Genomic DNA, 24081 nt, shown 5'->3' with positions numbered 1-24081 from the left:
CGCTACGGGGCCGCCGTGGCCCCTAAAAGGATACCGGTTATGATTATGTTCGCCATCGACAGAGGAAGCAAGACTTTCCACCCGATCGCCATGAGTTGGTCATAGCGGTAGCGCGGCAAGGTGAAACGAAGCCACATGAAGAGGTAGACGAAGAACGCCACCTTCAATGCGAACCAGAGGAGGGGCGGCAACGGGATCAGTGCGCCATTCCAGCCGCCGAAGAACAGGATCACAGCAAGCACGGATACGAGCAGCATGATCACATACTCGCTGACCATGAAGAACGCGAAACGGATGCCGCTGTACTCGGTATGAAAGCCGGCGCCGAGATCGCCTTCCGCTTCCGCGAGGTCGAAGGGAATGCGCTGCGCTTCGGCCATTCCGGCGACGAAGAACACGAAGAAGCCGACCGGCTGATATACAATGTTCCACGTGTCGCTCTGGGCGCGCACTATATCCACAAGGCTCATCGACTGCGCCAGCATGATCACGCCGACGACAGCAAACCCCATTGGGATCTCGTAGCTGATCATCTGCGCGCAGGTTCTCAAGCTCCCGAGAACCGCGTATTTGCTGTTTGCCGCCCACCCGCCGAAGATCACCCCGTAGACCTCCAGCCCGATCACCGCGAAGACGAAAAGCAATGCAACGTTCAGGTTGGAAGCATAGAGGGTGACTTGTGCATTGAGAACCGAGATGGACTCGCCGAAAGGGACAGCGACAAACACGACAAAGGGCGGAGCAAGGGCCAGGAGCGGGGCGAGTTTGAACAGGAAGCGGTCAGCGTCGGCCGGGATGTGGTCTTCTTTTGTCAAGAGCTTGATTCCGTCCGCCACCGGCTGCAGCAGCCCGTGCCAGCCCACCCGCATTGGCCCCATGCGCTGCTGCATATGCCCGGCAATCTTGCGTTCCAGCCAAGTCAGTGGCAAAGGCAGCAACAACAGGATCGCAATCAGCAGGGCGACCTTGAAGACGATCAGGCTAAGAGCGACGATAAGCTCCATGGTCGGCCGTTCCGCAGTCATGGGTTGAAACGCGCGACCGGACTTTTGCCTCCGGTTTACAAAGCACTCGCGTGCATTTGACCTTTTTACCGTACAACGCCGGCGCATGCGAGACAATGCACCATAACGGTGTCATCCCTCACGCCTCCAGGCTCCGGCGGCTTCCCTCGGGTGCTTGTCTGGTGTGTGAGCGGATTTTTGTCGCACTTTTGGCGCATATGATCCTGCCGGTTGCCAAAAAACCATAATTGCTTCACCTAGTCGCGCATCGACAATCGGCCTTAAGAATTGGATCAACGCTGAATGCGCATATCACACATTTTCCTTGGTGCATTTCTTGCGGTCGCGCAGTCCGCCTATGCTGAAGTCGCCTCACCACCTGTTTTGGCGCCGCTGAAACAGCAGGCTCAAGCCGCTCAGTTGAGTGCACAATTTTTGACCCGTTTCAGCTATAGGCCCATTCCACTCGACAACGCCTTGTCAGCGAGAATCATGGATCGATTCATCAAGTCCCTCGATCCGGATCGCATGCTCTTTTTGCAAGCGGACATCGACAGGTTCATGTCTGACCGCAGCGAGATCGACGATGCGATCAAACGGGAAGACTTGAAGATCCCGTTTTCAATCTTCAACGTCTATGAGAAGCGCATTGTCGACCGCATGACCTACGCGCGCAGCTTGCTTGAACGGGATTTCGATTTCGGTGCGCAGGAAAACTATTTTGTGCTGCGCGACAAAGAGCCTTGGCCCCAGTCGGAAGCCGAGAGCAACGAGCTATGGCGCAAACGCGTCAAAAGCGACTGGTTGCGGTTGAAGCTGGGAGGCAAGACCGACTCGGCTATTCGCGAAACGCTCGACAAACGTTATGCCAACACTCTCGAGCGCGTTTACAAGTATAAGAGCGACGACGTTTTCCAATCCTTCATGGACGCCTATACAACCTCGGTCGACCCCCACACGGACTATTTCGGCGCGACCGCTTCGGCCGATTTCAATATCTCCATGAAGCTCTCGCTTTTTGGAATTGGCGCGGTACTGCAGGAACGCGACGACTACACGACGATCCGCGAACTCGTGCCTGGCGGGCCGGCGCAGTTGTCCGGCAAGCTCTTGGTCGGAGATCGCATCATCGGCGTTGGTCAAGGCAAGGATGGCGCAATTAAGGAAGTAGTGGGCACGCGCCTTGATGAAGTCGTACAGTTGATACGAGGGAAAAAAGGCTCCGTGGTGCGCCTGGAGATCTTACCCGCGGATGCCGGTCCTGAAGGTGCGCATCGTGTTATCAGTCTGATGCGCGACAAGATCAGCCTCGAAAAACAGGCGGCCAGCAAGGCAGTGCTGCCCGTGAAGGTGGGCGAGGCCACTCACAAAGTCGGGGTGATTACTCTGCCGGCTTTCTATGAGGATTTTGAAGCCCGCCACAAAGGAGACAAGGACTACAAAAGCGCAAGCCGCGATGTCGCCAAGCTTCTCGGCGAACTGAAGCAAGAAGGGGCCGACAGCGTTCTCATTGACCTGCGCAATAATGGCGGCGGTTCGTTGGACGAGGCAATCGATTTGACCGGTCTGTTCATCGGCAATGGGCCGGTCGTTCAGCAACGCGGTAGTGACGGCAAGATCACGGTAAGAAGCGCCGACTTTCCGACGCCGGTCTGGACTGGCCCGGTTGGTGTCCTGATCAATCGCGGCTCGGCGTCGGCTTCGGAGATTTTTGCCGCTGCGATCCAGGATTATGATCGAGGCGTGATCGTTGGCGAACCCAGCTTCGGTAAGGGTACTGTTCAAACTGTCGTCGATCTCGACCAGATGGTGCGCAACAGCAAACCCGAGTTGGGTGAGCTGAAGGTGACGATCGCGCAGTTTTTCCGGATCAATGGCGGTACGACCCAGCTGCGTGGCGTGACGCCCGATATCAGCCTACCGGGACTTTCGGATCCGAAAACCTTTGGCGAGACCAGTTATGACAACGCCCTGCCATGGGCGCAGATCAAGCCCGCGAACTACGAGCCCGACGGCGCTGTAGGGACATTGCTGCCGGGACTACAAAGCCGCCATGATGCGCGGACAAAGATCGATCCGGACTTCCAGGGCCTGCTAAGCGACATTGCGGACCTGAAGGCACAACGCGACAAAGGGGTTGTCTCCCTCAACGAAGCAGAACGTCGCAAGGAAGCGGCCGCCCGAGAACGTCGAATGAAGTCTCGTGCGCAAGTCAGCGATGGCGAAGACCCTGGTGGAGATGATGGCCTGCAGGCAAACGAGCGTAGCCTGAGTAGTGAGATTGCTATTGAAAATGCCCGCAAGAAGGCAAAGGACGTGTTGCTGGACGAGGCCACCGCCATTGTTGCCGATGAGGCAGACTTGCAGGCAGGGATGCCGCAGGCAACAGGACAATCGGACGGAAAATAATGATCCTGACCGGCGCAACATGACGAGCAGCGTTGTGATCGGGCCGGTCCAGTCATGCGTTTCGCACAAGGATCCCGCAGTTCAGACCACTTCGGCCGCGGGGTTCAGATCGCTTCAGCGACAAAGGTGAATTGTCGGAAGCTCCTGGCGGTGAGTGGCGGCAGTCAACCTAATGGACAGGTTGGTCGCGCAAGCAAGGCTCGGCAAGGCTCAAGAATCCTGGGTGCGGGTTTGCCTTGTCTATAGCCGCAGTTTGCCTACCAGGAACGAGACGAAGCGTCGGACCTTTACCGCGATATGGCGATTGGCCGGATAGACCGCTTGTAATTGTATCGTACTGATGTGCCAATCGGGGAGAAGACGGACCAACCGGCCCTGCCTGAGGTCTTCCCCGACGATAAAGTCGGGCAGAAGGACGATGCCCAGTCCCAGCAAGGCAGCGTCGCGCAGACCAAGACTGTGATTAAGTTCCAGGCGGGGCACGATGGGAATGCGAAACTCCTCACCGTCCCTGCTGAACGGCCAAATCCGCCCCCATCTCAGTTCGGCGAAGTGGAGGCAGGCGTGGTGAGCGAGGTCATGCGGCGTCAATGGTGCCCCGTGTTCGGCAATATAGGCCGGTGAAGCGCAAATCACGATCGATGATGTCGCCAGTTGTCGGGTGATGAGATTGATATCGACCTCAAGACGGCCTCGAATTGCAAGGTCGAAGCCATCCTCGACCAGGTTTACGGGCCGATGCGACAGGTCGAGTTCAACGGACACAGCCGGATTGAGTTTGAGGAACTCCGAAACTGCCGGCACGATCACCAGATGCCCGAGGTCGGGTGGCGCCGACACCCGCAATCGGCCGACAGCTTCCTTCTGAAACGAGATTGCGGCCCGTTCGGCCTCTCGTATTTGGGGCAGGATTCCCGAAAGCGCTTCCTTGTAGGCCGCGCCGGCCTCGGTGAGGGCAATCGTGCGCGTCGATCTCTGAAAGAGCCGGATGCCGAGGCGATCCTCGAGCTGCCTGACCTGAGCACCCACAGTCGCCCGCGACATGCCTAATTCCTCGGCCGCCTTCGTGAAGCTTAGATGCGTGGAAACCGTTAGAAATGCGGCAATCCCGTCAAGCGGATCCAGCGTTTTCATAAGTGCAATTATCCATACAATGATGCTGTTTTATCCCTCTTATCATGGGAGGGGACGCAAAGTAATCGGTGGGGTGTTCTCGAGCAAAAGGAGACCCGACATGATGACATTTACCCAAGCTGCGGTTTCGCCACCAGGACATGGGACGCCGGCAATGGCATTCGGCAGGCACGTCATCCGCATAATGGCCGCCAGCACCGGCGGTTCGCTCGGCATGTTCGAAGCTTTCGTGCCGGCCGGCGAAGGACCGCCGCTGCATGTCCACGAGCGCGAGGACGAGTTCTTCTACGTCCTTGCCGGCCACTTCGGCTTCTGGTGCGCCAACGACTATGTCGAACTGGCGGAAGGCGGCAGCATCGCCCTCCCACGTGGTGTAGCCCACCGCTTCAGAAATATCGGCAAGACTGAAGGCCACCTCATGGTCGTCGTCACACCTGGCGGGTTCGAAAGCTTCTTTCCGATCGTCGAGCTCTCCAGGCCCGAAACTGCCGAACAGATCGCCTCGGTCGCCAAGGGCTTCGGCCTGATCTTTCCGTGCGACGACCGCAAGGTCGCCTGACCCACCCAACCATACCTACGCAACTTCAACAACGGTCCATCGAAAGGAGACCCAAGGATGACACACGCGCCTTCGAAGAAAGACGGAATGACCCTGACGGCAGCGCAGCTCGACGCCTATCTCGCCAGGATAGGAATGGAGCGGCCGACCAGCCTCGACATCCTGAGCCTGTCGCAGCTCCATCGCGCCCATCTCACGAGCTTTACATGGGAGGCACTGGACGCCTTCATGGGATGGCCATCCGCAATCACCCCGGCATCCGCTTTTGCCAAGATGGTCGAAAAGCGGCGCGGCGGCTGGTGCTACGAGATGAACGGCCTCTTAGGCGCCGCGCTTGCAGAACTCGGTTTTCGAGTGACCCGTCTTTGTGGCGGCGTTGACCGGGAGAAGCTCGGCGACATAGCGATCGGCAACCACCTGACGCTGCGTGTCGACCTCGACCGTCCCTATCTCGCCGAGGTCGGCGTCGCAGACGCCATCATCGAGCCGGTGCCGCTTGCCGTCGGGCCGATCAGCCAGCGCGGCTTCGACTTCTCGATCATGCCAGCGGACGGCGGCTGGCTGCGCTTCAATAACCATCCACGCGGCATCGCGAAAAGCTTCGATTTCCGGCCGGACCATATCGACGAAGCCGCAATGGCCGCAACGCATGGCTGGCTGATGCAGGATCCCGGCTCGCCGTTCACCAATGCGCTGGCGGTCCTGCGACACACGACGGACGGCTATGTTGCCCTTCAGAACGACCGTCTTCGCCGCGTGACGGCAAACAGCCTCAGCCATGAGAGCATCACCAGCGCCGACCACCTTGCCGACACGTTCCAGACCGTGTTCGACCTCGACATTCCCCAGCCCGGCCTGGTCTGGGAGCGCCTTCAGGCTGTCGGCCGCGACAAGGCCGCCTGAATAGCCGAAACCTATCCATGCTTCGCGTCGTCGCGCTCTAATTCGAACTGCACACGGTTTCTCGACGTTCTAGCAAATTGGTCTCGCAGGCTCCCGCCGGAGCTTGCAAGATCATCACCCCGCCCTCGGGCCCTTAAGGATGGAGATGTGGACGCAGCTCAAAGGCCGCCGATTGCGGAGTAGCGCGATAGGCTGCGCCGGGATGCGGAGCTGTAAGGCGTGGACCATGTCCACCAAGCTTTTCGCGCAGAGTACCTTGGCAATACTCGGTCTTGTAGACGCCGCGCCTCTGCAACTCTGGCACAAGAAGCTCTACCACGTCTTCGAAACTCTCTGGTGTCACCGCGTAGGCGAGATTGAAACCGTCCACATCGGTTTCTTCGATCCATTCCTGCATGAGGTCGGCTACAGTCGAGGGTGAGCCCACAAAGACTGGACCGAAGCCGCCAATGCCAACCCATTCCGCCATCTCGCGCACGCTCCATTCCTTGCCGGGATCGATCGTCGTGAAGGTCTCGACGGCAGACTGCACGGCATTGGTATAGCGGTGGCGCAGCACCTCGTCCGGGCCGAACTGGCCGAAGTCGATTCCGGTCCAACCTGAGATCAGCGTCAGCGCGCCCTCGAAGGATGCATATTGGCGGTATTCGTTAAACTTGCGCTGCGCTTCGGCGTCCGTTTCGCCCAAAACGATCGTCTGCAGATTGAAGGCGAGGATTTCACGAGGGTTGCGGCCGGCGCGCTCGGCGGCTTGGCGGACATTCGCGACATAGCGCTTGAGAACTGGCTTGGAGGGGGCGGCGACGAAAATGCACTCGGCATGGGCACCCGCGAAGTCCTTGCCGCGGCTCGAAGCACCTGCCTGATAGAGCACTGGCGTGCGCTGCGGAGAGGGCTCACTAAGGTGAATACCCGGCACGCTGAAGTGCTTCCCCGAATGGCGGATCGGATGCACTTTCCGCGGGTCCGTGAAGATGCCTTTCTGGCGATCCCTCACGACGGCGTCGTCCTCCCAGCTGCCTTCCCACAGCTTGTAACAGACTTCGAGATATTCGTCCGCGAGGTCGTAGCGATCGTCGTGGTTCGTCTGCGCCGGCTGCCCGACATTGAGGGCGCCGCTGTTGAGATAGGAGGTGACGATGTTCCAGCCAACGCGCCCCTTGGTCAGGTGGTCGAGTGTCGATATCCGGCGGGCAAAAGTATAGGGGTGCTCGAAGGAAAGCGATGCGGTCAGCCCGAAGCCAAGGTGTTCGGTCTCATATGCCATGGTGGGGATCAACTGCAGCGGATCGTTGACCGGCACCTGAGCGGAATGACGCAGTGCCGCATCGACATTGCCGTTCAGCACGTCGTAAACGCCAAGCACGTCGGCTATGAAGAGGCCGTCGAACTTGCCGCGCTCCAGGATCTTGGCAAGATTCACCCAGTAATCGAGATCCTTGTAGGTCCAGGATTTGTCTCGCGGGTGGCGCCAAAGGCCGGGGGATTGGTGCCCGACGCAGTTCATGTCGAAGGCGTTCAGCCTGATTTCGCGGCTCATGTCATCGTTCCTGCATTGTCTTGGTTCGGTTTGTTCAAGTGCCCACCGCTTTCCTGTTGAAGAAGCTGAAGGTCAGCACTGCGAAGATGAGGCTACCGGTGGCGACCTGCTGCCAGTAAAAATTCATGCCAGTCAAAAGCAGACCATTGGCGACAATGCTGAGAAGCAGAACCCCGAGCACGGTGCCGACGACGTTCGGGCGGCCAAGCGGCGAGAAGGTCGTGCCGATGAAGGTGGCGCCGATCGCATTCAATAGGAAGGCATTGCCTGACGAAGGAATGTAGACCGTAACGGTGGACGTCAGGATGACCCCGGCGATAGCCGCAATCGTGCCGGCAAGAATGAAGGTAACAGCGACATGCCGGCCAGGCCCGATGCCGCAATAGCGCACGACGCTTTGCTGCATTCCGATCGACAGCACCACACGGCCAAAAGGCGTTTGCGAAAACAGCACCGCCACGCTTGCAATCACGACGGCGGCGATGAGCAGCGGAACGGGTAGGCCAACGATGGTTCCGTGGCCGAGGAAACGAAAGGCATCGGGCACGCCGCTCGGCGGTAGATAGACGGGATTTCCGCCATCGGTCAGCAACTGCTGGATACTGCGGCCGATGAATAGCGTGCCGAGCGTTGAAAGGAACGGCGACACGCCGATGGCCGAAATCAGGACTGCATTGAAGGCTCCGACAAGAGCGCCGGCCAGAAGCGCGGCGGCGAGCGCGAGCGCTACCGGTTGGCCGGCAAGAACAACCAAGACGAACGCGAAGCTTGCGAAATCCACCGCGGTGCCGACGGAAAGGTCTATTCCGCCCGCCGACACTGCAAGCGTCATCGCAATCGAGACGATGGCGAGAAGCGTGAAGTTATTGACCAGAATGCTTTGCAGATTGCCAGGTGTCAGGAAGGTCGGGGCGGCGGCGGAAAAGACTAAGAAGACGGCTATCAGTGCGAGTATCAGGCCGTAGCGGGAAAGGCTGGCGAGCGATCGCTCGAAAAGGATCGAAACTGACATGGTCAGATCTTTCGTTTGCGCAGCAGGGTCGTGGCGGAAACGACGATCAGGATCAGCACACCCTGCACCCCGCTGACCAGCGTGCTCGGCAGGTTCAGGAGCTGAAAGCCGTTGATTAGGAAGCTGACGAAAAGGGCCGATATCAGGGTCCCGGTGACGGTCGGAACAAGGCGGCGCGAAAACACCGAGCCAAGCAGGGCGGTGACGACGACCGGCAGAAGCATCTCGCTGGAACCTGTCGTGCTGCCGCTGAGGTAGGAAACGGAGAGGATACCGGCCAGTCCACCGCAAAGGCCGCTGGCGATGAATGCGCCGGCGACGAGACGCTTCAGCGGCAAGCCCGCCGCACGGGCAGCCTCGGGAAATTCGCCAACCGCGTAAAGCCGCAACCCGAGCGGCGTGTATTGGATGATCGCCGTCGCAATTGCTGCGAAGCCGATCAGGATATAGGCGAGGATCGGCACACCGAAGCCATCGGAGGCAGAAATCGTCGTCAAGAAGTCGGTAGTGGCGGGAACGACTGTATTCTGCGTTAGAACCAGTTCGAGACCGGCCACGACATTCATCACGGCAAGGGTCGCCAGAAGCGGCACGATACCGGCCAATACGACTGCGGCTGCATTGACAGCGCCAATCGCAAGTCCTGTCACGATTGCCCCCGCGGCAGCGGCTTGATCCCCATAGCCGAGCCGGATCAGCGAAGCATAAATGGCGGCACTGAGCCCCATGTTGGCCGCAAGCGACAGATCTATTCCGCCGGTGACCATGTTCGAACCGCCGGCAATCAGGACGATCGTGAGGCCGATCGCAAGAACGCCTGCAATGGCCGACTGGCCGAGAACATTGCCGATGTTGCCGATCGTCGAAAAGTAGGGTGCGGTGAGTGAGAAGATGACCAGAACGGAGGCGAAGACGAGCAGGGAACCGAAGCGGAGCCCTGTCGCCGCTAGATTTCCTTTCAACCTCAGCCTCTTGCCCGCGCAATCCCTGGAAAAGGACGCGAATTGAACATCAGCCGACATGGGGCAGCCCTTCCGAAGCGCCGGTCGATGCTGCCAGCACTTCATCTGTTGTGGTGTTAGAAGAGACGAGTTCGCGCACGATCTGTCCTCGGAAGAAAACGAGGATCCTGTCGGTAATGCCTATAAGTTCGGACAGGTCTGACGAGACGACGACGACACCTGCGCCCCGCGCAGCCAGCTCGCCGATCAGTGTGTATATCTCCACCTTGGAGCCGATATCGACCCCGACCGTCGGCTCGTCCAGAAGGTAGATTTCCGACTGCCGGTTCAGCCATTTGGCAATTGCGACCTTCTGCTGGTTGCCCCCGGAGAGCGTATGCACCAGGGCATCGCGCCCGGAGGTCTTGATCTGCAGGCGCCGGACCAGGTCGTCGACGTCAGAGCGCTCGCGATTGCGTTTCAGGAAGCCAAAGCGGTTGTACCGGGAAAGGCTCGGCAAGGTGATGTTCTCGGACAGGCTGAGATCGAGGCCGACGCCGTGGCTGCGCCTGTCCTCAGGCACCAGCGCGACCTGCCGGTCGACCGCCTCTACGGGATTGCTCAGCTGCGCTGGGCTGCCATCAATTGCGATTTGACCGGATGCAGCATGCTCCAATCCGAAGAGCGTGCGGATGAGGTCTTTGGCCCCTGAGCCGAGCAGACCGGTGATGCCGAGCACCTCCCCGCGGCGCAACGTGAAAGTGACATTGTCGTAGCGATTAGGTGCCGAGAGCGCGTCAACTCTGAGGATCTCGGCACCCGCTTCTCTTTGCGATTTCGGAAACATCTCGGTGATGTCTCGCTCGATCATCAGGTTGGCGATGGCCTTGGCCGAAGTTTGCGTGATCGGCAGGCAGGCAACATCGAGGCCGTTGCGCAGAACCGTTACGTGGTCGCAGAGTTCCGCGATTTCGTTGAGGTAGTGGGAGATATAGATGATGGTAACACCTTCGTCGCGGAGGCGACGGATCAGGGCAAAAAGCGTTTCGGCCTCGCGCCTGACGAGTGCGGCAGTCGGCTCGTCGAAGATCAGCACCTTCGGTTTGTTGAGCAATGCGCGGGTGATCTGGACGATCTGCCGTTCGGCGGTGGAGAGCTCTCCAATCAGGGCATCCTTCGGCAACCGTATTTTGAAGTAGTTGCTTAGGATTTCCTCGGAACGCCGCTGCATGGCGCGGCGATTAAGAAACGGCGTGCCGGCAATCCGCATCTCCGCGCCGAGGAAAAGTGCCTCACCGACGGTGAAGGTCGGTACCAGGAGGCGATCTTGATGGATGAAGTGAATACCGAGCTCTTCGCAAAGAAGCGGGGTCAGGCGATTGTAGGCGCGGCTTTCGATCTCGACGTGCCCTTCGTCGGGTGTATGCAAGCCGGCGAGGATTTTGATGAGCGTGGATTTGCCGGCACCGTTCTGGCCGACGAGCCCGTGCACCGTTCCACGCCGAACGGCGAGTGATGCGCCTGCGAGCGCCTGCGCGCCCCCGAAACGCTTCACGATACGATCGAAACGAATGATGTCGTCGCCATGCAGGGCTATTTCGGCTGCAGTCATGTTGCTCGCTCTTGACGATGATGGATGCGATGCGGCGGGAGCCGCATCGCATGCATTGTCAGCCGATACCAAGCTTCTTGGTGATCTCGCCGACATTCTCCTTATCAGCGAGAAGGGCGGGCACGTAGGTTTCACGCGGCAAAGTCTGGCCGGCAAGCAGCTTGGCGACGTTGCGGATCGCCACGTGGCCAATCTCGGCCGGCTGCTGCGCGGCATCAGCACCTGCCGGAGAGTCGGGATCGGCAACGAGCTGAAGAACCTCAGGGCTGCCGTCGACGCCGTAGGTGCGGATCTCATTGCGGCCGGCTGCGGCGATCGCTTGAGTGGCGCCGAGTTGCGGAATGTCCCAGGCGGACCAGACGGCTTTGATGGAGCCCTTTTCCGGATACTTATTGAGGATTGCCGTTATCTGCGTGAACGCATCCTGAACCGTATTCGGGATGACGTCGCGCAACTCAGGCTGAAGGATCTTGACCTTCGGGAAATACTTGATGACGTTGACGAGCTGGTCGTATCGGATGGCGCATGGGGTGACGCCGTAAAAGCCATTGAATACCACGATGTTGCCTTCACCGCCGATATCGGAGACGAGCTGCAGGGCCAGGTCTTTGCCGATCCCCCAGTTATCCGAGGTCGTGTTGTTAAGCGAATTGGTTGAGCCGACATCGACCGTCAGCACGGGAATGCCAGCATCGCGTGCTCTTTTCAGCCACGGGTCGATGACGCTGAGCGTGCCTAGGATCTGGACGAGCGCATCCGGCTTCTGGGCAACCAGCGTCTGCAACTGGGCAATGAGCTTGCCGTCATTGCGTCCGGCGTCCACCGCGATTGGCTCCCCGCCCAGCCGCTTCACCTCGTCGATCTGGGCGTTGTAGACCTGCAGATCGAAATAGTGGTCAGTACCGGTGGCGCTGATTGCGACGCGCTTGCCCTTCAGGGAAAGTCCATCGTCGGCCGCCGCGCTCGCCGGTGCGGAAGCGAATACGCCCGCACCGGCAAAGGTTGCCCCGGCAACAGCGGCAAGCTTCAAGATTTCACGGCGTCCAAGACCGGAAGCGGTTCCCTCTGTCATCGAAATAGTCCTCACGTTTCAATTAGTGCATAAAATATATGGATTTCGGTCATTAAGGAGAAACGCTATTCCAAATGCGCTGGACGGCGGAAAAATTTCAATTGCGGCCGAGGCCGTAGGTCAGGGCCAAGGCGCCGACCAGTACTGCGCCCTTCACGAAATCCTGCGTGTAGTAAGGCGCGTTTAGCATCGTCAGGCCATTGAGCAGTACACCGACAAACACGGCGCCGACGATTGTGCCAAGCACGTTTGGGCGGCGCAGATTGAGCACTGCGAAACCGATCAGCGCGGCGGCCACCGAATCCATCAGAAGCGAACCGCCAGAGGAGACGTCGCCGCGACCGACGCGTGCGGCGATCACAACGCCGCCAAGAGAGGCGAGGGTCCCCGAGATAAGATAGGCAAGTGTCTTTAGCCGTGCGGGAGATGCGCCTGCGAGCCGGGTCGCCACCTCGTTGCCACCAGTTGCAAACAACAGCCTTCCGATGCGCGTTCGTTCGGTCAGAACATAGAGAATGAGGGCCACGACCACCATCAGAACGACCGAGACGGGGAGCGTAGAATACAGGTTATAGCGACCAATCAGGAGGAAGGCAGGATCATAGGCACCTTCCGCCTTCGATCCATCCGGGAGGGCAACACCTGCGGAGATCGAGCGGCCCGCCGTTGGGATGAGCTGCAAGCCCGACAGCAGGAACATCATGGCGAGTGTCGCCAAAAGATCGGGCACCCGCAGGCGCACGATAAGCAGTGCATTGATGAGGCCGATTGCAGCACCGAACGCCAAGACCAGCGGCACTGTCGCAAACGCATCGAGTTGCCAGACGATCATGGCGTAGCTTGCCGCCATGACACTCGAGGCGGCAACGGCGCCGATCGATAGGTCGAAGCCGCCGACGGCGAGTGTCACCGTAACGCCGGCACCGAGGATCGCCACGACGGAGACTGCCTGCAGGATGCTCATCAAATTACCGATGTTGAAGAAAGCCGGCTCAGCAAGGGTGAAGCCGACCAGCATTGCACCAAGCAAAATGAAGACTGCACCCGAGCGCAACAGCGCACCGGCGGTCTTTAACGCAGCGCGGCTGCGTTCCGGTGCCGTCTCTTCCCCGGGTACAGCCGTTTGATCGATTGTCGTCATGCCTATGTCCCCGTGATGGCTAAATTGGTGGTTGGATCGGCTGCCGTCGGCAGCAGCGCGTGGCGATCGATAGTCAGAATGCGATCGGCGACCTCATAGGCTTCTTCGGGATCGGACGTGGCGATCAATGTTGCACGATCGGTCCGCACGCGGATCGCCTCGACGATCTCGCGGCGCGCGCCGACATCGACGCCTTGAAAGGGCTCGTCGAGAAGAAGCAGCCGGCTTGGCTCGGCCTCCCAGCGGGCGATTACTGCTTTTTGCTGGTTGCCGCCGGAAAGGCTCCAGACGGAGGCGAGAGGATCTGAAGCCTTGATCCCAAAGCGCGAAATTGCCCGGTTTGCCTCGCGCCGTTCCCGGTTGCCGAAGAGGAAGCCTTTCCGATACCACTTCGTGAGGTGCGGAAGGCTGATCGTGGCGGCAAGAGAATGTCCCGGCCAACCTGCTGGCATCAAAGACGAGCGATGCCGGTCTTCCGCGGCCATCGACACGCCAGCGGCAATCGCCTCGGCCGGAGAGCGCGGCCTATAGGGTCGCCCATCCAGGAACATCTCACCACAGGCGAACCGCCCGACGCCGAAAATCGCCGAAAGCAGCCGGCTCTTGCCCGCACCGATCGGTCCCGTGATCGCGACAACCTCGCCTTGTTTTACGGTCAGGTCGAATGGCACGCTTGTCGCCGCAAGCTGCCCATTGCGTATCTCGAGGACCGGGTTTCCAACAGGGCGCGCATCCGGGCGTACAGCGTCGAGCCTGCGGCCAATCATTGATTGAATGGCGCTTGAGAAGTCGATCGGTCGGCTGAAGCTAGCGACAATCCGGCCACCGCGCATCACCAGCGCACGGTCGGCGATGGCTTGGAGATCGGCGGTGCGATGGGATATATAAAGAACCGCAATGCCTTGGGCGCGCAGCCGTCGAAGGATGTCGAAGAGCCGCTGGCTTTCCTCACTCGACAGGCTCGCGGTCGGTTCATCGAGGATCAACAAGTCCGCCTTGTCCGCCAAGGCGCGGGCGATCGCGACGAGCTGGCGCTCGGCGGCGGCAAGCTCCCCGAAATCGCGATCGAGAGGCAGCGAAAAGCCAGCGGCGTCGATCAAAGCCTTTGCCTCGCGACGCAGACCGCTGCGTGAGACGAAAAGAGACGTGCGGTGTTCGGCGATGCGATGCAGCAAGAGCGCATCTGCAACCGTCAGTCCCGGCACTCCGACGATATCAGTGGATTGATGCACGGTCGCAATCCCTGCACCGGCAGCCTCGTGCGGTGTTTTTGGCGCGAAAGGGCGCTCTTTCAGGGCGATCGTTCCACCGTCGGCGGTCAAAACGCCTGAGAGGATCTTGACGAGAGTAGACTTTCCAGCGCCGTTCGCACCCATCAGGGCGACAATCTCTCCCCGCTCGACCTTTAGATCGATCCCCACGAGCGCTCGGGTGGCGCCGAAACTGTGCGTGAGGTTCTCGATATGAAGAAGTGGCATTGTTGCAATTCCGAGCAGCTTCGAACGATTAATTTTGGTTGGGGGACAGGGGAAATTCCAGGCAAGCCTTTGCCGCTCGCCAGTTTCCGGCGGAACAAAGAATCTCCCCTGGACTGCAAAATCGAACAATTTAATCTACTAAAACCCTAGATATTATCTCTAATAATTGATGCGTCGCGGCGATCAGACGGCGACGCATTTTTCGAATGATCACAAGGAACTTGAGGATGAGACTTATCTTACGGCTCGCTTTGAGCGCCGCCATTCCATTGTTTGCCTCCGAAGCGACCTTCGCCGGCGGCGTCAGCGGCGCACCCGCCCCGTTCGACAAGGGAGGCGTCAAGATTGCATTGATCAGCTACATCTCCGCGGGTGACTTCTTTCAGGCCTATCAGGCTGGCGCCGAAGCGCAGGCGAAATCGCTCGATATCGACCTGCGGGTCTTTCCCGGTCGCCAGGACGCGGCAGAGCAGCGCGAGCAGGTACTGCAGGCGATCAATCTCGGCGTATCCGCGATCGTGATCGACCACGGCCTGCCGGAATCCCTCGGCGATGTGGCCCAGCAGGCATTGGACAAAGGCATCAAGGTCGTCGCTTTCGACGTCAACCTCAACAATCCGAAGATCCCGCAGGTGGAGCAGAGCGACCACGAGCTTGCAAAACTGGCGCTTGAGCAGGCAGTAAAAGACAATGGCACAAGCTTCAATGCAGGCTATGCCTACGTTGCCGGTTTTGCGCCGCTCGACCGCCGCAACGAAGTTTGGGACAAGTTTCGATCGGAAAATTCCGGTGCCGTGGAAAAGGCGCGGTTCGGCGTCGTCAACGATACGACGGCAACGTCCACCGCCGATCAGGCGAAGGCTGTTCTGTCGGCCAATCCCGATATCACCGTGGTCTTTGCTCCCTACGACGAGTTCGCCCGCGGCGTGAAACTGGCGGCAAACGATCTTGGCGTTGCCAAGAAGCTGAAGATCTATTCAGCCGACGTTTCGACCGCGGACATCCAGGAGATCACGGAGGAGGGCAGCCCGTGGGTTGCGACCGTTGCCACCAATCCGGCCGTGGTCGGCGCGGTGTCGGTGCGCGTCGCAGCGCTGCAAGTCGCGGGTCAGGACGTACCCCAGCAGATCACCGTAAAGCCGACATTGCTCACGCAGGAAAGCCTGCGCGCAGCCGGCGTCAAGACGATTGAGGATCTTGCACAAAAGGTGCCGGCGTTCAGCAGGAGCGATGCGGCGACTGCAACCTGGATCCCGGACAAGCTTTTCTAAGCTGCCTGCCTCGTCACCTCGGCGGGGCGGCGATGCCCCGCCGAGGTCAAATCAAGAACCGGAGTTTTATCCATGAGCCACTCCAACGTGCTCTTCGCCACCAATCGCAACAGCAGTCGAGCGGACCTCTTCTCTCGTGCCGAGGACATTTCCGCCGATCTCTCCAAACGCGCCGCCGCCCTCGACCGTGACGGGCGCCCTCCGCTTGCTGAGATCGTCAAACTCAAGAACTCGGGGCTTTTGAACGCTCTGCATGCGCCGGAGATCGGCGGCGGCGGATTGGACTGGGTGGACGGCTTGAGGTTGGTTCGCATTCTCGCACGCGGCGAAAGCTCGATCGGCCAATTGCTTGGCTATCACTTCGTCAATAGCCAGTATGTCTACTGGGCGTTCGATGAGGCGCGTGCTCGTGTTCTGGGGACGGAGACGGCCGCCAAGAGCCTCTATTGGGGCGCCGCGGTCAATCCACGCGATCCCGGTCTGGTATTGACACGTCGCGGCAGTGGTTATGTGCTTAACGGGCGAAAGTCCTTCTCAACGGCTGCGCATGTTTCCGATTACATCAACGCGAATGCGAGCCTTGATGGCAAGATCGTTGGCTTTGCGGTTCCCACAAGCCGCCCGGGCTACACGGCCAACGACGACTGGGACAATTTCGGGCAGCGCCTCTCAGACAGCGGCAGCGTCGAGTTTCACGATTTTCCGGTATACGCGGAGGATTTCGTAGATGCGACGGATCAGCCGCCGCCTGTGCTTGCCACCTTCAACACGCCGTTGATCCAGCTTGTGTTTGTCAACTTCTATCTCGGCACAGCCGAGGGAGCGTTACGGGCCGCGATCGACTATGTCCGCACCACCACTCGACCATGGGTCACCTCCGGCGTCGAGCGCGCCACCGACGACCCCTATATCCTTGAACGCATCGGCGAGTTCACAGCTGCGCTGAAAGCATCGGCTGCCCTGGCGGATGGTGCTGCGGCAGCCGTTCAGGCGAACCTGGACAAGGGACATCAGGTGACCGCGCGCGAGCGTGGAGAAGCGGCGGCTGAGGCCTATGCCGCCAAGATCCACGCAACCCATGTGTCGCTTGATCTAACGTCACGCATCTTCGAACTGACCGGTGCGCGCTCGACGGCGGAGCGGCATCGGTTCGATCGCTTCTGGCGAAACGTACGCACCCACACGCTGCACGACCCGGTCTTCTACAAGGCCAAGGAAGTGGGGGAGTTCGTTCTAAACGACAAGATTCCGCAGGTCAGTCTCTACAGCTGAATTTTCCCGTAGATTGGAGCGAGAGACACCCCATTCCCGGCGCGGGAATGGGGTTTTTGCTTTAACGCTGCCTCACAATGCTCCGCTTTTCGGAGGAATGACACCGTTCAGGTGATAATTGCCGACGACATGGTACTTCCAGCGCACCGGATCATGGAGCGTGTGGGTTCGCGCGTTACGCCAGTGCCGGTCGAGATTGAGATCGACCTTAACAGATGCCGTACCGGCCAGCTCGAAGAGCGTATTGGTTGCTTCCAGAGCGATCTCTGTCGTCAGAACCTTTGCGGCCGCCACGGCGAGCGTTGCTTCCACGACCTTCTCCTCCGTGGTGTCGACCTGTGCCGCATCGACCTTGCGGCCAGCCCGCTCGACCATCGCGGTTGCGGCCTCCAGGCGAATGGCGATCTGGCCGATCCTGGCAATTGTCAAGGGATCGTCCGACGCATTGTCGACCCCGCTGTTCGTCCACGGGCGCGACTTGGTCCGCACGAAGTCGAGCGTTTCGGCAAAAGCAGCACGGGCAATCCCGAGATCGATGCCGGCATGGATGATCTGCCCGACTGAGCCTATCGTCGTCGGGCGCTCGAAGCCCTTTTGATGATGCACGACTGAATCGGCATGGACATAGACATTGTTGAGAACCGTCGTGCCGCTGCCGGTAACTCTCTGGCCGAAGCCATCCCAGTCGTCGATGATCTCCACGCCCTGCGTGCCGTTCGGCACAAAGGCCATCACGAGCCGTTCCCTTTCATCGAGCGCGAAGATCGTAATCCAGTTAGCGAAGAGAACCCCGGTCGAATAGTATTTGCGGCCATTAACGCGGTAGCCAATGCCGTCGCGGGTGATGCGGGTATTGTAGTGGCCGACCGTCTTTGTATCGCGTTCCGAAAGCGCGTTGCCAAAGCGGTCGCCTGCGAGCGCTCGATCGAAGTAAAAGCGCTTCTGCTCCTCCGTGCCATCGGTGCGAAGCGCCTCCAGGATGTAGAAATGGTTTTGCGGGATTTGGCCAATCGATCCGTCTGCTTCGGAAAGAATGGCGGTGACCTCCGCAAGCACCGAGTTGGAAACGTCGAGCCCGCCATACTCCTCGGGAACGGTGATCCCAAGCAGGCCGGATTGCGACAGGGCATCGAGCTCGGCGAAGGGCAGCAATCTCTCGCTATCTCGCTTTGACGCCGTCAATGCAAATCGGTCGGCAAGCTCGCGCGCGACGTTAATAGCATGCTGTTCGTTTTCTATTCGCCTCGCGGTAAGACGATCCAAGGTGACGTGGTGCAATTGCGTGTGCATGGGCGGCCTCCGTTTATCCGGCGCCACGATGCGGCATTCGACGGTATGTTTCGAGGAAAGACATTTTCTTTTTGGCTGCCGCTTCAGGCTGACGTTTCATTGTCTATAGAATGAGGAGACAATATCGATGCACCAGGCGATTCGGTAAAATTGCGACGCGATGATCTCGCTGGTGCAAGCGCAAGCAACAGCCAGACCTGCAAAAACATTACGCGCAAACGAGTGTCAAGCATGAGATGCCCCACACAAAGTAATTTTGGAAGCGCGAACGCGTCATCGTCTTCATCAAGAACGGTTGTCTCGCGTCCCGTTGTCAACGCGAGCCCATTTCAAACTCCTTTCGTGGAGCTGACCATTTCTGCGAGACGTTATCTACTCGGCTCGCGGCAGTGGGATTTTACCGTTATCGCTTCTGATAGAAGACGAGCGTATCGATCGCCTTCGGTGCATCTCATTCGCTTAAGGAAAGACACATGAGCATCCGACTCTTCGACTTAACGGGCAGGCGAGCCCTCATCACCGGCTCCTCGCAAGGCATCGGCTATGCAATGGCAGAGGGTCTTGCAAGAGCGGGCGCCGAAATTGTCCTCAATGGCCGCGACGAGGCGAAGCTGAGGGCGGCGGCCCAGCGTCTCGGCGCGAAGCATACGCTCTCTTTTGACGCCACGGATCATGAGGCGGTGCGCAAGTCTGTCGATGGCTTTGAGGCGGACGTCGGCGCCATTGACATCCTTGTCAACAATGCCGGCATGCAGCATCGTACGCCACTGGAGGATTTTCCGGCCGATGCCTTCGAGCGGTTGCTGAAAACCAACATCTCCACAGTTTTCAACGTCGGCCAGGCGGTCGCTCGCCACATGATCAGACGCGGTGCCGGCAAGATCATCAATATCGCCAGCGTTCAGACCGCGCTTGCGCGCCCCGGCATCGCGCCCTATACGGCGACCAAAGGCGCGGTCGGCAACTTGACTAAGGGAATGGCGACGGACTGGGCGAAATATGGCCTGCAATGCAATGCAATCGCACCGGGCTATTTTGACACACCGCTGAACGCTGCTCTTGTCGCCGATCCGGACTTCTCAGCCTGGTTGGAAAAGCGCACGCCGGCTGGCCGCTGGGGCAAGGTGGAGGAGCTTGTCGGCGCCTGCATCTTTCTTTCCTCCGACGCTTCCTCTTTCGTGAACGGACATGTGCTGTATGTCGACGGCGGCATCACGGTCTCGCTCTGAAATGTCCTGGGAATAGCTCGCCATTCGCCCGTTTGCTGCCACCCCGTTGTTGCCAATTCTTTGAATCGTTCGAGCCAACGCGAAGTGCACCGCTTGTTCGTTCAACGCCAGAACCGCTTTGCGTGCAGCACGTTGTCAAGCGAAGCTTGGGCGTCCTCGATAAGAGCGTCTTTGTCCGCATGGGAGATAATGCTGTCGCTAGCTGTATGGTCTGTGAGTCCAAGCCTGGACAGAACGTCAGGCCCGGTCACGAGGTCAATCAACGAACCCAGTTGGTCCTGAAGCTCTGTTAGTTTCTTGAGGAAACGCCGGTGGCGACGGACGCTGCGCTTGCCGTCGAACAGCGAGGCGAAGAATTCGACTGCATAACGCAGTTTCTTTGCGTCCTTGCGAGCCTCATGACGTTGCTGGTCATCGACCTTTGCGAGCGCCCGTCCGTGCTTCTTCAGCTTCTTGCGCATCCGCCCCAGCGCCATGCCGGCGAACTCGACCGCCGGCAGGTTCCTGATTTTGTCGGTCTCCGGAAGAAAAAGGTATTCGCCGCACCGAAGCCACTCGTTAAAATCCAGCATGAGTGCACGCGCGCGGCTGGACTCCAATGCCTCAGCCACGTCGTCGTAAGCGGCCTCGCGGGCGACCTCCAGCCGGCGTTGCAGATCCGCGTCGGTCGCCTTTGGCAACAGCACATCGAGATCGCGTGCTTCACCGAGGACGCCAGCTAGCCAGCGCAATTCATCCTTCAGCCTTTGTGGCTCGGCGTCCGGAAGCAATGGCTTGAAGAGCGAAAATGCCGAGCGCAGTCGACGCAACGCTACGCGCGCCTGGTGTAGCGTTTCGGCATTTCTCTGTCGCAGGAGCACATCCTCGTTCAGACGGAAGTGTCGAAAGCATGAGGCCGCGATTGCCTGGAAGGCATCGGATGCGGGCATATCCTGTTCGAGGTCGAGATGTTCCGCCTTGAAGACGGACCTCTGCTGCTCGATCAGTGCGAAGCCCTTTTCCGCCTTGGAGCGGACACCAAAGCGGATTGGAGCAACCGCTTCGATCTTGCGCGCGAACACGAACAGGTCCCTCGGGTCGCCATCTTTCAGTTCGAGTTCGGCTTCCCGCAGGGGTGTACTTCGGTCACCGGAAACGACCGATCCCTTGTCGATCGCCACCTCGATCTGGGAGCCATTTTCGTCGATTGTCCAGAGGCGCCTCTCGACCTTCACGTCGAAGGCGGGCGAGACTGCGAGCTCGTCACCGAATTCGGTCTTCAACGGACTGGAATGGTCGAGGATCGGCTCGTCACCGTCTAGGGGTACCTCCCATTCCGAACGAGCAAAAAGGGATCGGCTCCGTCCCACAGCTTTCACGGTCTGGACACGCAGATCACCGGTCCGTCGGATGCGAAGGGTGAACCCCCTCCGAAAAAGCCTTTGATCCTCGAAGTCAAAATAGGTGGACGTCTGGTTGAGGACTTCGGCAGGTTTGGTCAGGGCTTTGAAGCCTGATAATCGCTTGGCAGCTTCGCTGGACAGCTCAAGCTTGAGTTCAACTTCGGATGACATAGGAAATCTCCCGCCCGACGAGACAAACCCCAACAACGTACAACGCCTGAACGATTTGATTGTTCGATGAGGCGATCTCCTGACGACCGATGTCGAGGTGGTCGTCCAGAATATACCGGAATTGAAACGGAAACGTTGCGGAGCCGGTCAGCGGCTGCAGCAGCGCCAATTTTATAGCGACGGGCTAAGGGTTGCTTGCCTGCGTTCCTGTCGAGAGTCGATCCTCTCACTCGTTTGGAAGGCCTGACGTCAATTGTCCCGATGCTTATCCTTTTTTTGTTTCAACGCGTCGCTGAAATCATTGATCTCTGGATCGCAATTGTTTTCCTCCATAGCGTCGCGATTGGTATCAGGGTCGTCTTCTGCAGGAAGATATCCTCGAGGTCTGTTCTCCTTTGGTCCTTCCCAGCGAGGTGATTGGTCGGTCGTGCCGGGTGCGCCATCCTGCGGTGTTTTTCCCATGGTGAGGCTCCTAGGTTTTCTGATTTTACAACCAAACTCCGTTGGAAATGTTCCTGCTTCACTCAGCAATGAAAGTGGCTCGATCTTTGTGGTATCTTCATCTCCAAATGGTCAGCGTTGCACGGCGCTACGGACGAGGGGTAGTGCTCAAGCACAGGGCGGGAGATCATGCAGACAGCGCCGCACGTAGATGGCAAGGGAAAAAATACCCAAGAGCAACCGCCACATTGAAGGTGTAGAGTTGGCGAAGGGACTTCCAGCGGGTCGAGACTCTCAAGAGCTGACTGTCCAAGGCCCAGCAGTGGACATCCGGGTCGAGCTTGTTTCGCACAATAGGGGCTCCGCGAGAGAGTAAGCGCAGGCCGTCCAAAATCAGCCTGTCTAGATCGACAGCTCTTTGGCTTGAGTATTGATCATCTCGTAGGCATCCTCGAACGGATCATGCCGTGGCACCAAAGGCCAGGCGCCGAGAAGAAGCAGGGCCTTTAGATGCTGCCAGCCGCCTTCCTCACCCAGGACCGTCGCATAAGATGACATCGCCTGGTGTTCTTCACCAGCATATAGACGTTCGTATTGGGGGAAGTTCGAGAAATTTTCGCGATTGCTGGCAGAAGGATGAAACGTCTCTGCCGCAGCGCCTTCGGCAAGGATTACTTGGTGCGTTGCAAGTAGGACGGCGTAATACTCAATGGCCATCTGATCATGCGGTGCGATTGGCGCGATTGTCGTGCCATTTACGAGATCCTTCACCCGGATTAGAACGCCATTCAGGAACAGAGCATGGCCAGGCGACAGGTAAAGATCGGAATCTGGCTTGCCATTGCCGAGCGCGTGGCGCGCCACCCGGATGGGAACGACATCCTCGCACCAGCACGCGCCGGTCTTACGGAATACTTGCAGGCCGACCCACTTTATCGGGCTGGTATCTCCTCCCAGAAGAACAACACGATCTCCAGTCTGGAGATCCTCGACGCGCTTTTTGCCACAATCTGTAAGGATCGACGTCCCGCGCAGGAAGCATTGCGCACCCTCGGACTTGTCGTTCCCGGTGCCCAATCCCAAATGCAGGCCAGCTGCTCTGGCTGGCAAAGAGGAAGCTGCCATCGCAAGGGCTGCGACGCGAGCGCCTGCAGCGGTTGCCACTCCCAAAAAATGCCGGCGCGCAGTATTGCGTGGCAGCTTCGGATCTTTCAAACGCGGCATCCTGACGCTCCTTTGCAAATGCGGGGAAATCCGGAGCAGCTTGTGGCGGAATTTCCGTAATGGCTCATAAAGACCCCCGCTGAACCGACGGGGAGGCCCACGATGTAGGGTGCTCGGAGACCTCCCGTTTCCGACAGCGTTGGACAGATTAAGAATACACGTTCCACTGTACTGGTGATAAGTCGGCAGAAAGGCTTAGTGGGGAAACGTACGGATCTCAGCTTTTCGTTTTATGAAGACAGGTTTGAGCTCTGCTCGAGACTTCGCTGACCACGGCGCATTTGCAGGCGCCGTTCCTTGACGAAGAACAAAGCTGCCCGCAAATGCAACTCCAGTCACGGGCTCACTCATTCAGATCCTTGGCCATCTGTAGATGCTGCTCGAGCGCCGGGCGAGTATTGGCGGCCCAAGCTTTCAAGGCAGCATTTTCACCTTCGTTGCCGTAACGCTTGAAAAGGTCGACTGCCTGTTTGTGCGCGTCTTCCTGGTCTGAGTGATACTGCTTCGTGAAGTCAACGCCTTGAAGGCCCTTTAGGGTATTCAGCTCTTTTTCCTGTGATGATGTCATTGCCGATGGAAGCGCAGCCTTCACGTCGCCACTGGCGACGAGCGCCTTCAATGCATCGGTTGTCTTCTGGTGATCGGCGATCATCTGTTCGGCGAAGGACTTGGTTGGTGCGTCGGAACGTTCGACCGCGAGCTTGCTGGATTCGATTTCAAACATGTCGCTCGTCGCCGCTTCCATCACGAAGTCTTCGGTCTTTGGAGCGACCCCTATCAGGGAGTTTACGCCGGATTTCTCCGCGGCCGATTGGGCAAACGCTGGGGCCACCATGAAGACGGCGAGGACAAAGGGAAGGGCAGCGGGTTTCATGGGCAATTTTCCTTAGGACCGGTTGGCGGTTGGGGATAGCCTGTCTGTCTGGCTGTTCGGCATCTGCCTCCTGAGCGACCAAGACGATCCTCCAACAACCGAGCTTGCGTATGGTTCCAGAA

The 24081-nt window shown here is 58.9% G+C and carries 20 protein-coding genes; 6 read left to right on the top strand and 14 right to left on the bottom strand.

Annotated features, from left to right (window positions below; all coding sequences use genetic code 11):
* Nucleotides 1–2 precede the first annotated feature (2 nt).
* On the bottom strand, nucleotides 3–1004 hold the full coding sequence (nuoH, locus tag BN77_RS20970) for an NADH-quinone oxidoreductase subunit NuoH (RefSeq protein ID WP_040678583.1): 1002 nt from the start codon (nucleotides 1002–1004) through the stop codon (nucleotides 3–5).
* Nucleotides 1005–1307: 303 nt separating this feature from the next.
* Between nuoH and BN77_RS20965 the strand changes: the two genes are divergently transcribed.
* Nucleotides 1308–3413, top strand: a complete 2106-nt coding sequence (locus BN77_RS20965; protein WP_007535760.1) for a carboxy terminal-processing peptidase — start codon at nucleotides 1308–1310, stop codon at nucleotides 3411–3413.
* Between the two features lie 240 nt (nucleotides 3414–3653).
* Here the strand turns inward: BN77_RS20965 and BN77_RS20960 are convergent, their stop codons facing one another.
* On the bottom strand, nucleotides 3654–4547 hold the full coding sequence (locus BN77_RS20960; RefSeq protein ID WP_007535759.1) for a LysR family transcriptional regulator: 894 nt from the start codon (nucleotides 4545–4547) through the stop codon (nucleotides 3654–3656).
* Between the two features lie 100 nt (nucleotides 4548–4647).
* Between BN77_RS20960 and BN77_RS20955 the strand changes: the two genes are divergently transcribed.
* Nucleotides 4648–5106 (top strand): cupin domain-containing protein, encoded by a 459-nt coding sequence (locus BN77_RS20955; protein ID WP_007535758.1) that lies wholly within the window; start codon nucleotides 4648–4650, stop codon nucleotides 5104–5106.
* A 57-nt stretch (nucleotides 5107–5163) separates the two neighbouring features.
* Nucleotides 5164–6009 carry an arylamine N-acetyltransferase family protein gene (locus BN77_RS20950; protein WP_007535757.1) on the top strand — a complete coding sequence of 282 codons (846 nt, stop codon included), beginning with the start codon at nucleotides 5164–5166 and terminating at the stop codon, nucleotides 6007–6009.
* Nucleotides 6010–6142: 133 nt separating this feature from the next.
* On the opposite strand, the gene BN77_RS20945 is transcribed toward BN77_RS20950, so the two are convergent.
* The 7 genes from BN77_RS20945 to BN77_RS20915 form a co-directional block, all read right to left on the bottom strand.
* The gene (locus BN77_RS20945; protein WP_007535756.1) at nucleotides 6143–7549 is read right to left on the bottom strand and encodes an LLM class flavin-dependent oxidoreductase; all 1407 of its coding nucleotides are present in this window, start codon (nucleotides 7547–7549) and stop codon (nucleotides 6143–6145) included.
* 34 nt (nucleotides 7550–7583) lie between these two features.
* A complete protein-coding gene (locus tag BN77_RS20940) occupies nucleotides 7584–8561 on the bottom strand; it encodes an ABC transporter permease (protein WP_007535755.1) in 978 nt (325 codons plus the stop codon).
* A gap of 2 nt (nucleotides 8562–8563) precedes the next feature.
* On the bottom strand, nucleotides 8564–9583 hold the full coding sequence (locus BN77_RS20935; RefSeq protein ID WP_007535753.1) for an ABC transporter permease: 1020 nt from the start codon (nucleotides 9581–9583) through the stop codon (nucleotides 8564–8566).
* The gene (locus BN77_RS20930; RefSeq protein WP_007535751.1) at nucleotides 9573–11114 is read right to left on the bottom strand and encodes a sugar ABC transporter ATP-binding protein; all 1542 of its coding nucleotides are present in this window, start codon (nucleotides 11112–11114) and stop codon (nucleotides 9573–9575) included. The genes BN77_RS20935 and BN77_RS20930 overlap by 11 nt, the downstream gene beginning before the upstream one ends.
* A gap of 58 nt (nucleotides 11115–11172) precedes the next feature.
* Nucleotides 11173–12186: a sugar ABC transporter substrate-binding protein gene (locus BN77_RS20925; protein ID WP_007535749.1), complete on the bottom strand. Its 1014-nt coding sequence runs from the start codon at nucleotides 12184–12186 to the stop codon at nucleotides 11173–11175.
* A gap of 97 nt (nucleotides 12187–12283) precedes the next feature.
* Complete coding sequence (locus tag BN77_RS20920; protein WP_007535747.1) at nucleotides 12284–13327, bottom strand: ABC transporter permease; 1044 nt, start codon at nucleotides 13325–13327, stop codon at nucleotides 12284–12286.
* Nucleotides 13328–13329: 2 nt separating this feature from the next.
* The gene (locus BN77_RS20915; protein ID WP_007535744.1) at nucleotides 13330–14805 is read right to left on the bottom strand and encodes a sugar ABC transporter ATP-binding protein; all 1476 of its coding nucleotides are present in this window, start codon (nucleotides 14803–14805) and stop codon (nucleotides 13330–13332) included.
* A gap of 227 nt (nucleotides 14806–15032) precedes the next feature.
* Here BN77_RS20915 and BN77_RS20910 point away from each other — a divergent pair, with 227 nt between their 5' ends.
* Both BN77_RS20910 and BN77_RS20905 read left to right on the top strand, forming a co-directional pair.
* Complete coding sequence (locus BN77_RS20910; RefSeq protein ID WP_007535742.1) at nucleotides 15033–16076, top strand: substrate-binding domain-containing protein; 1044 nt, start codon at nucleotides 15033–15035, stop codon at nucleotides 16074–16076.
* 72 nt (nucleotides 16077–16148) lie between these two features.
* On the top strand, nucleotides 16149–17348 hold the full coding sequence (locus BN77_RS20905) for an acyl-CoA dehydrogenase family protein (protein WP_007535741.1): 1200 nt from the start codon (nucleotides 16149–16151) through the stop codon (nucleotides 17346–17348).
* 72 nt (nucleotides 17349–17420) lie between these two features.
* Here BN77_RS20905 and BN77_RS20900 read toward each other — a convergent pair whose 3' ends face one another.
* Nucleotides 17421–18638 carry an SfnB family sulfur acquisition oxidoreductase gene (locus BN77_RS20900; protein ID WP_007535740.1) on the bottom strand — a complete coding sequence of 406 codons (1218 nt, stop codon included), beginning with the start codon at nucleotides 18636–18638 and terminating at the stop codon, nucleotides 17421–17423.
* A 473-nt stretch (nucleotides 18639–19111) separates the two neighbouring features.
* Between BN77_RS20900 and BN77_RS20895 the strand changes: the two genes are divergently transcribed.
* A complete protein-coding gene (locus tag BN77_RS20895; RefSeq protein ID WP_007535737.1) occupies nucleotides 19112–19867 on the top strand; it encodes an SDR family oxidoreductase in 756 nt (251 codons plus the stop codon).
* 101 nt (nucleotides 19868–19968) lie between these two features.
* Here BN77_RS20895 and BN77_RS20890 read toward each other — a convergent pair whose 3' ends face one another.
* The 4 genes from BN77_RS20890 to BN77_RS20875 form a co-directional block, all read right to left on the bottom strand.
* Nucleotides 19969–21420 (bottom strand): CYTH and CHAD domain-containing protein, encoded by a 1452-nt coding sequence (locus tag BN77_RS20890; RefSeq protein ID WP_007535735.1) that lies wholly within the window; start codon nucleotides 21418–21420, stop codon nucleotides 19969–19971.
* 249 nt (nucleotides 21421–21669) lie between these two features.
* Nucleotides 21670–21882 (bottom strand): hypothetical protein, encoded by a 213-nt coding sequence (locus BN77_RS32355; RefSeq protein ID WP_081593586.1) that lies wholly within the window; start codon nucleotides 21880–21882, stop codon nucleotides 21670–21672.
* A 381-nt stretch (nucleotides 21883–22263) separates the two neighbouring features.
* On the bottom strand, nucleotides 22264–23085 hold the full coding sequence (locus tag BN77_RS20880) for a Hint domain-containing protein (protein ID WP_007535729.1): 822 nt from the start codon (nucleotides 23083–23085) through the stop codon (nucleotides 22264–22266).
* A gap of 343 nt (nucleotides 23086–23428) precedes the next feature.
* Entirely contained in the window at nucleotides 23429–23959 is a 531-nt protein-coding gene (locus BN77_RS20875; protein ID WP_007535722.1) for a DUF4142 domain-containing protein, read from the bottom strand.
* Nucleotides 23960–24081 lie beyond the last annotated feature (122 nt).

This window comes from Rhizobium mesoamericanum STM3625 (assembly GCF_000312665.1).
GTDB classification, from domain to species: Bacteria; Pseudomonadota; Alphaproteobacteria; order Rhizobiales; family Rhizobiaceae; genus Rhizobium; species Rhizobium mesoamericanum.
Note: the sequence above shows the minus strand (reverse complement) of the source record. Positions and strands in the feature narration are given on the sequence as shown.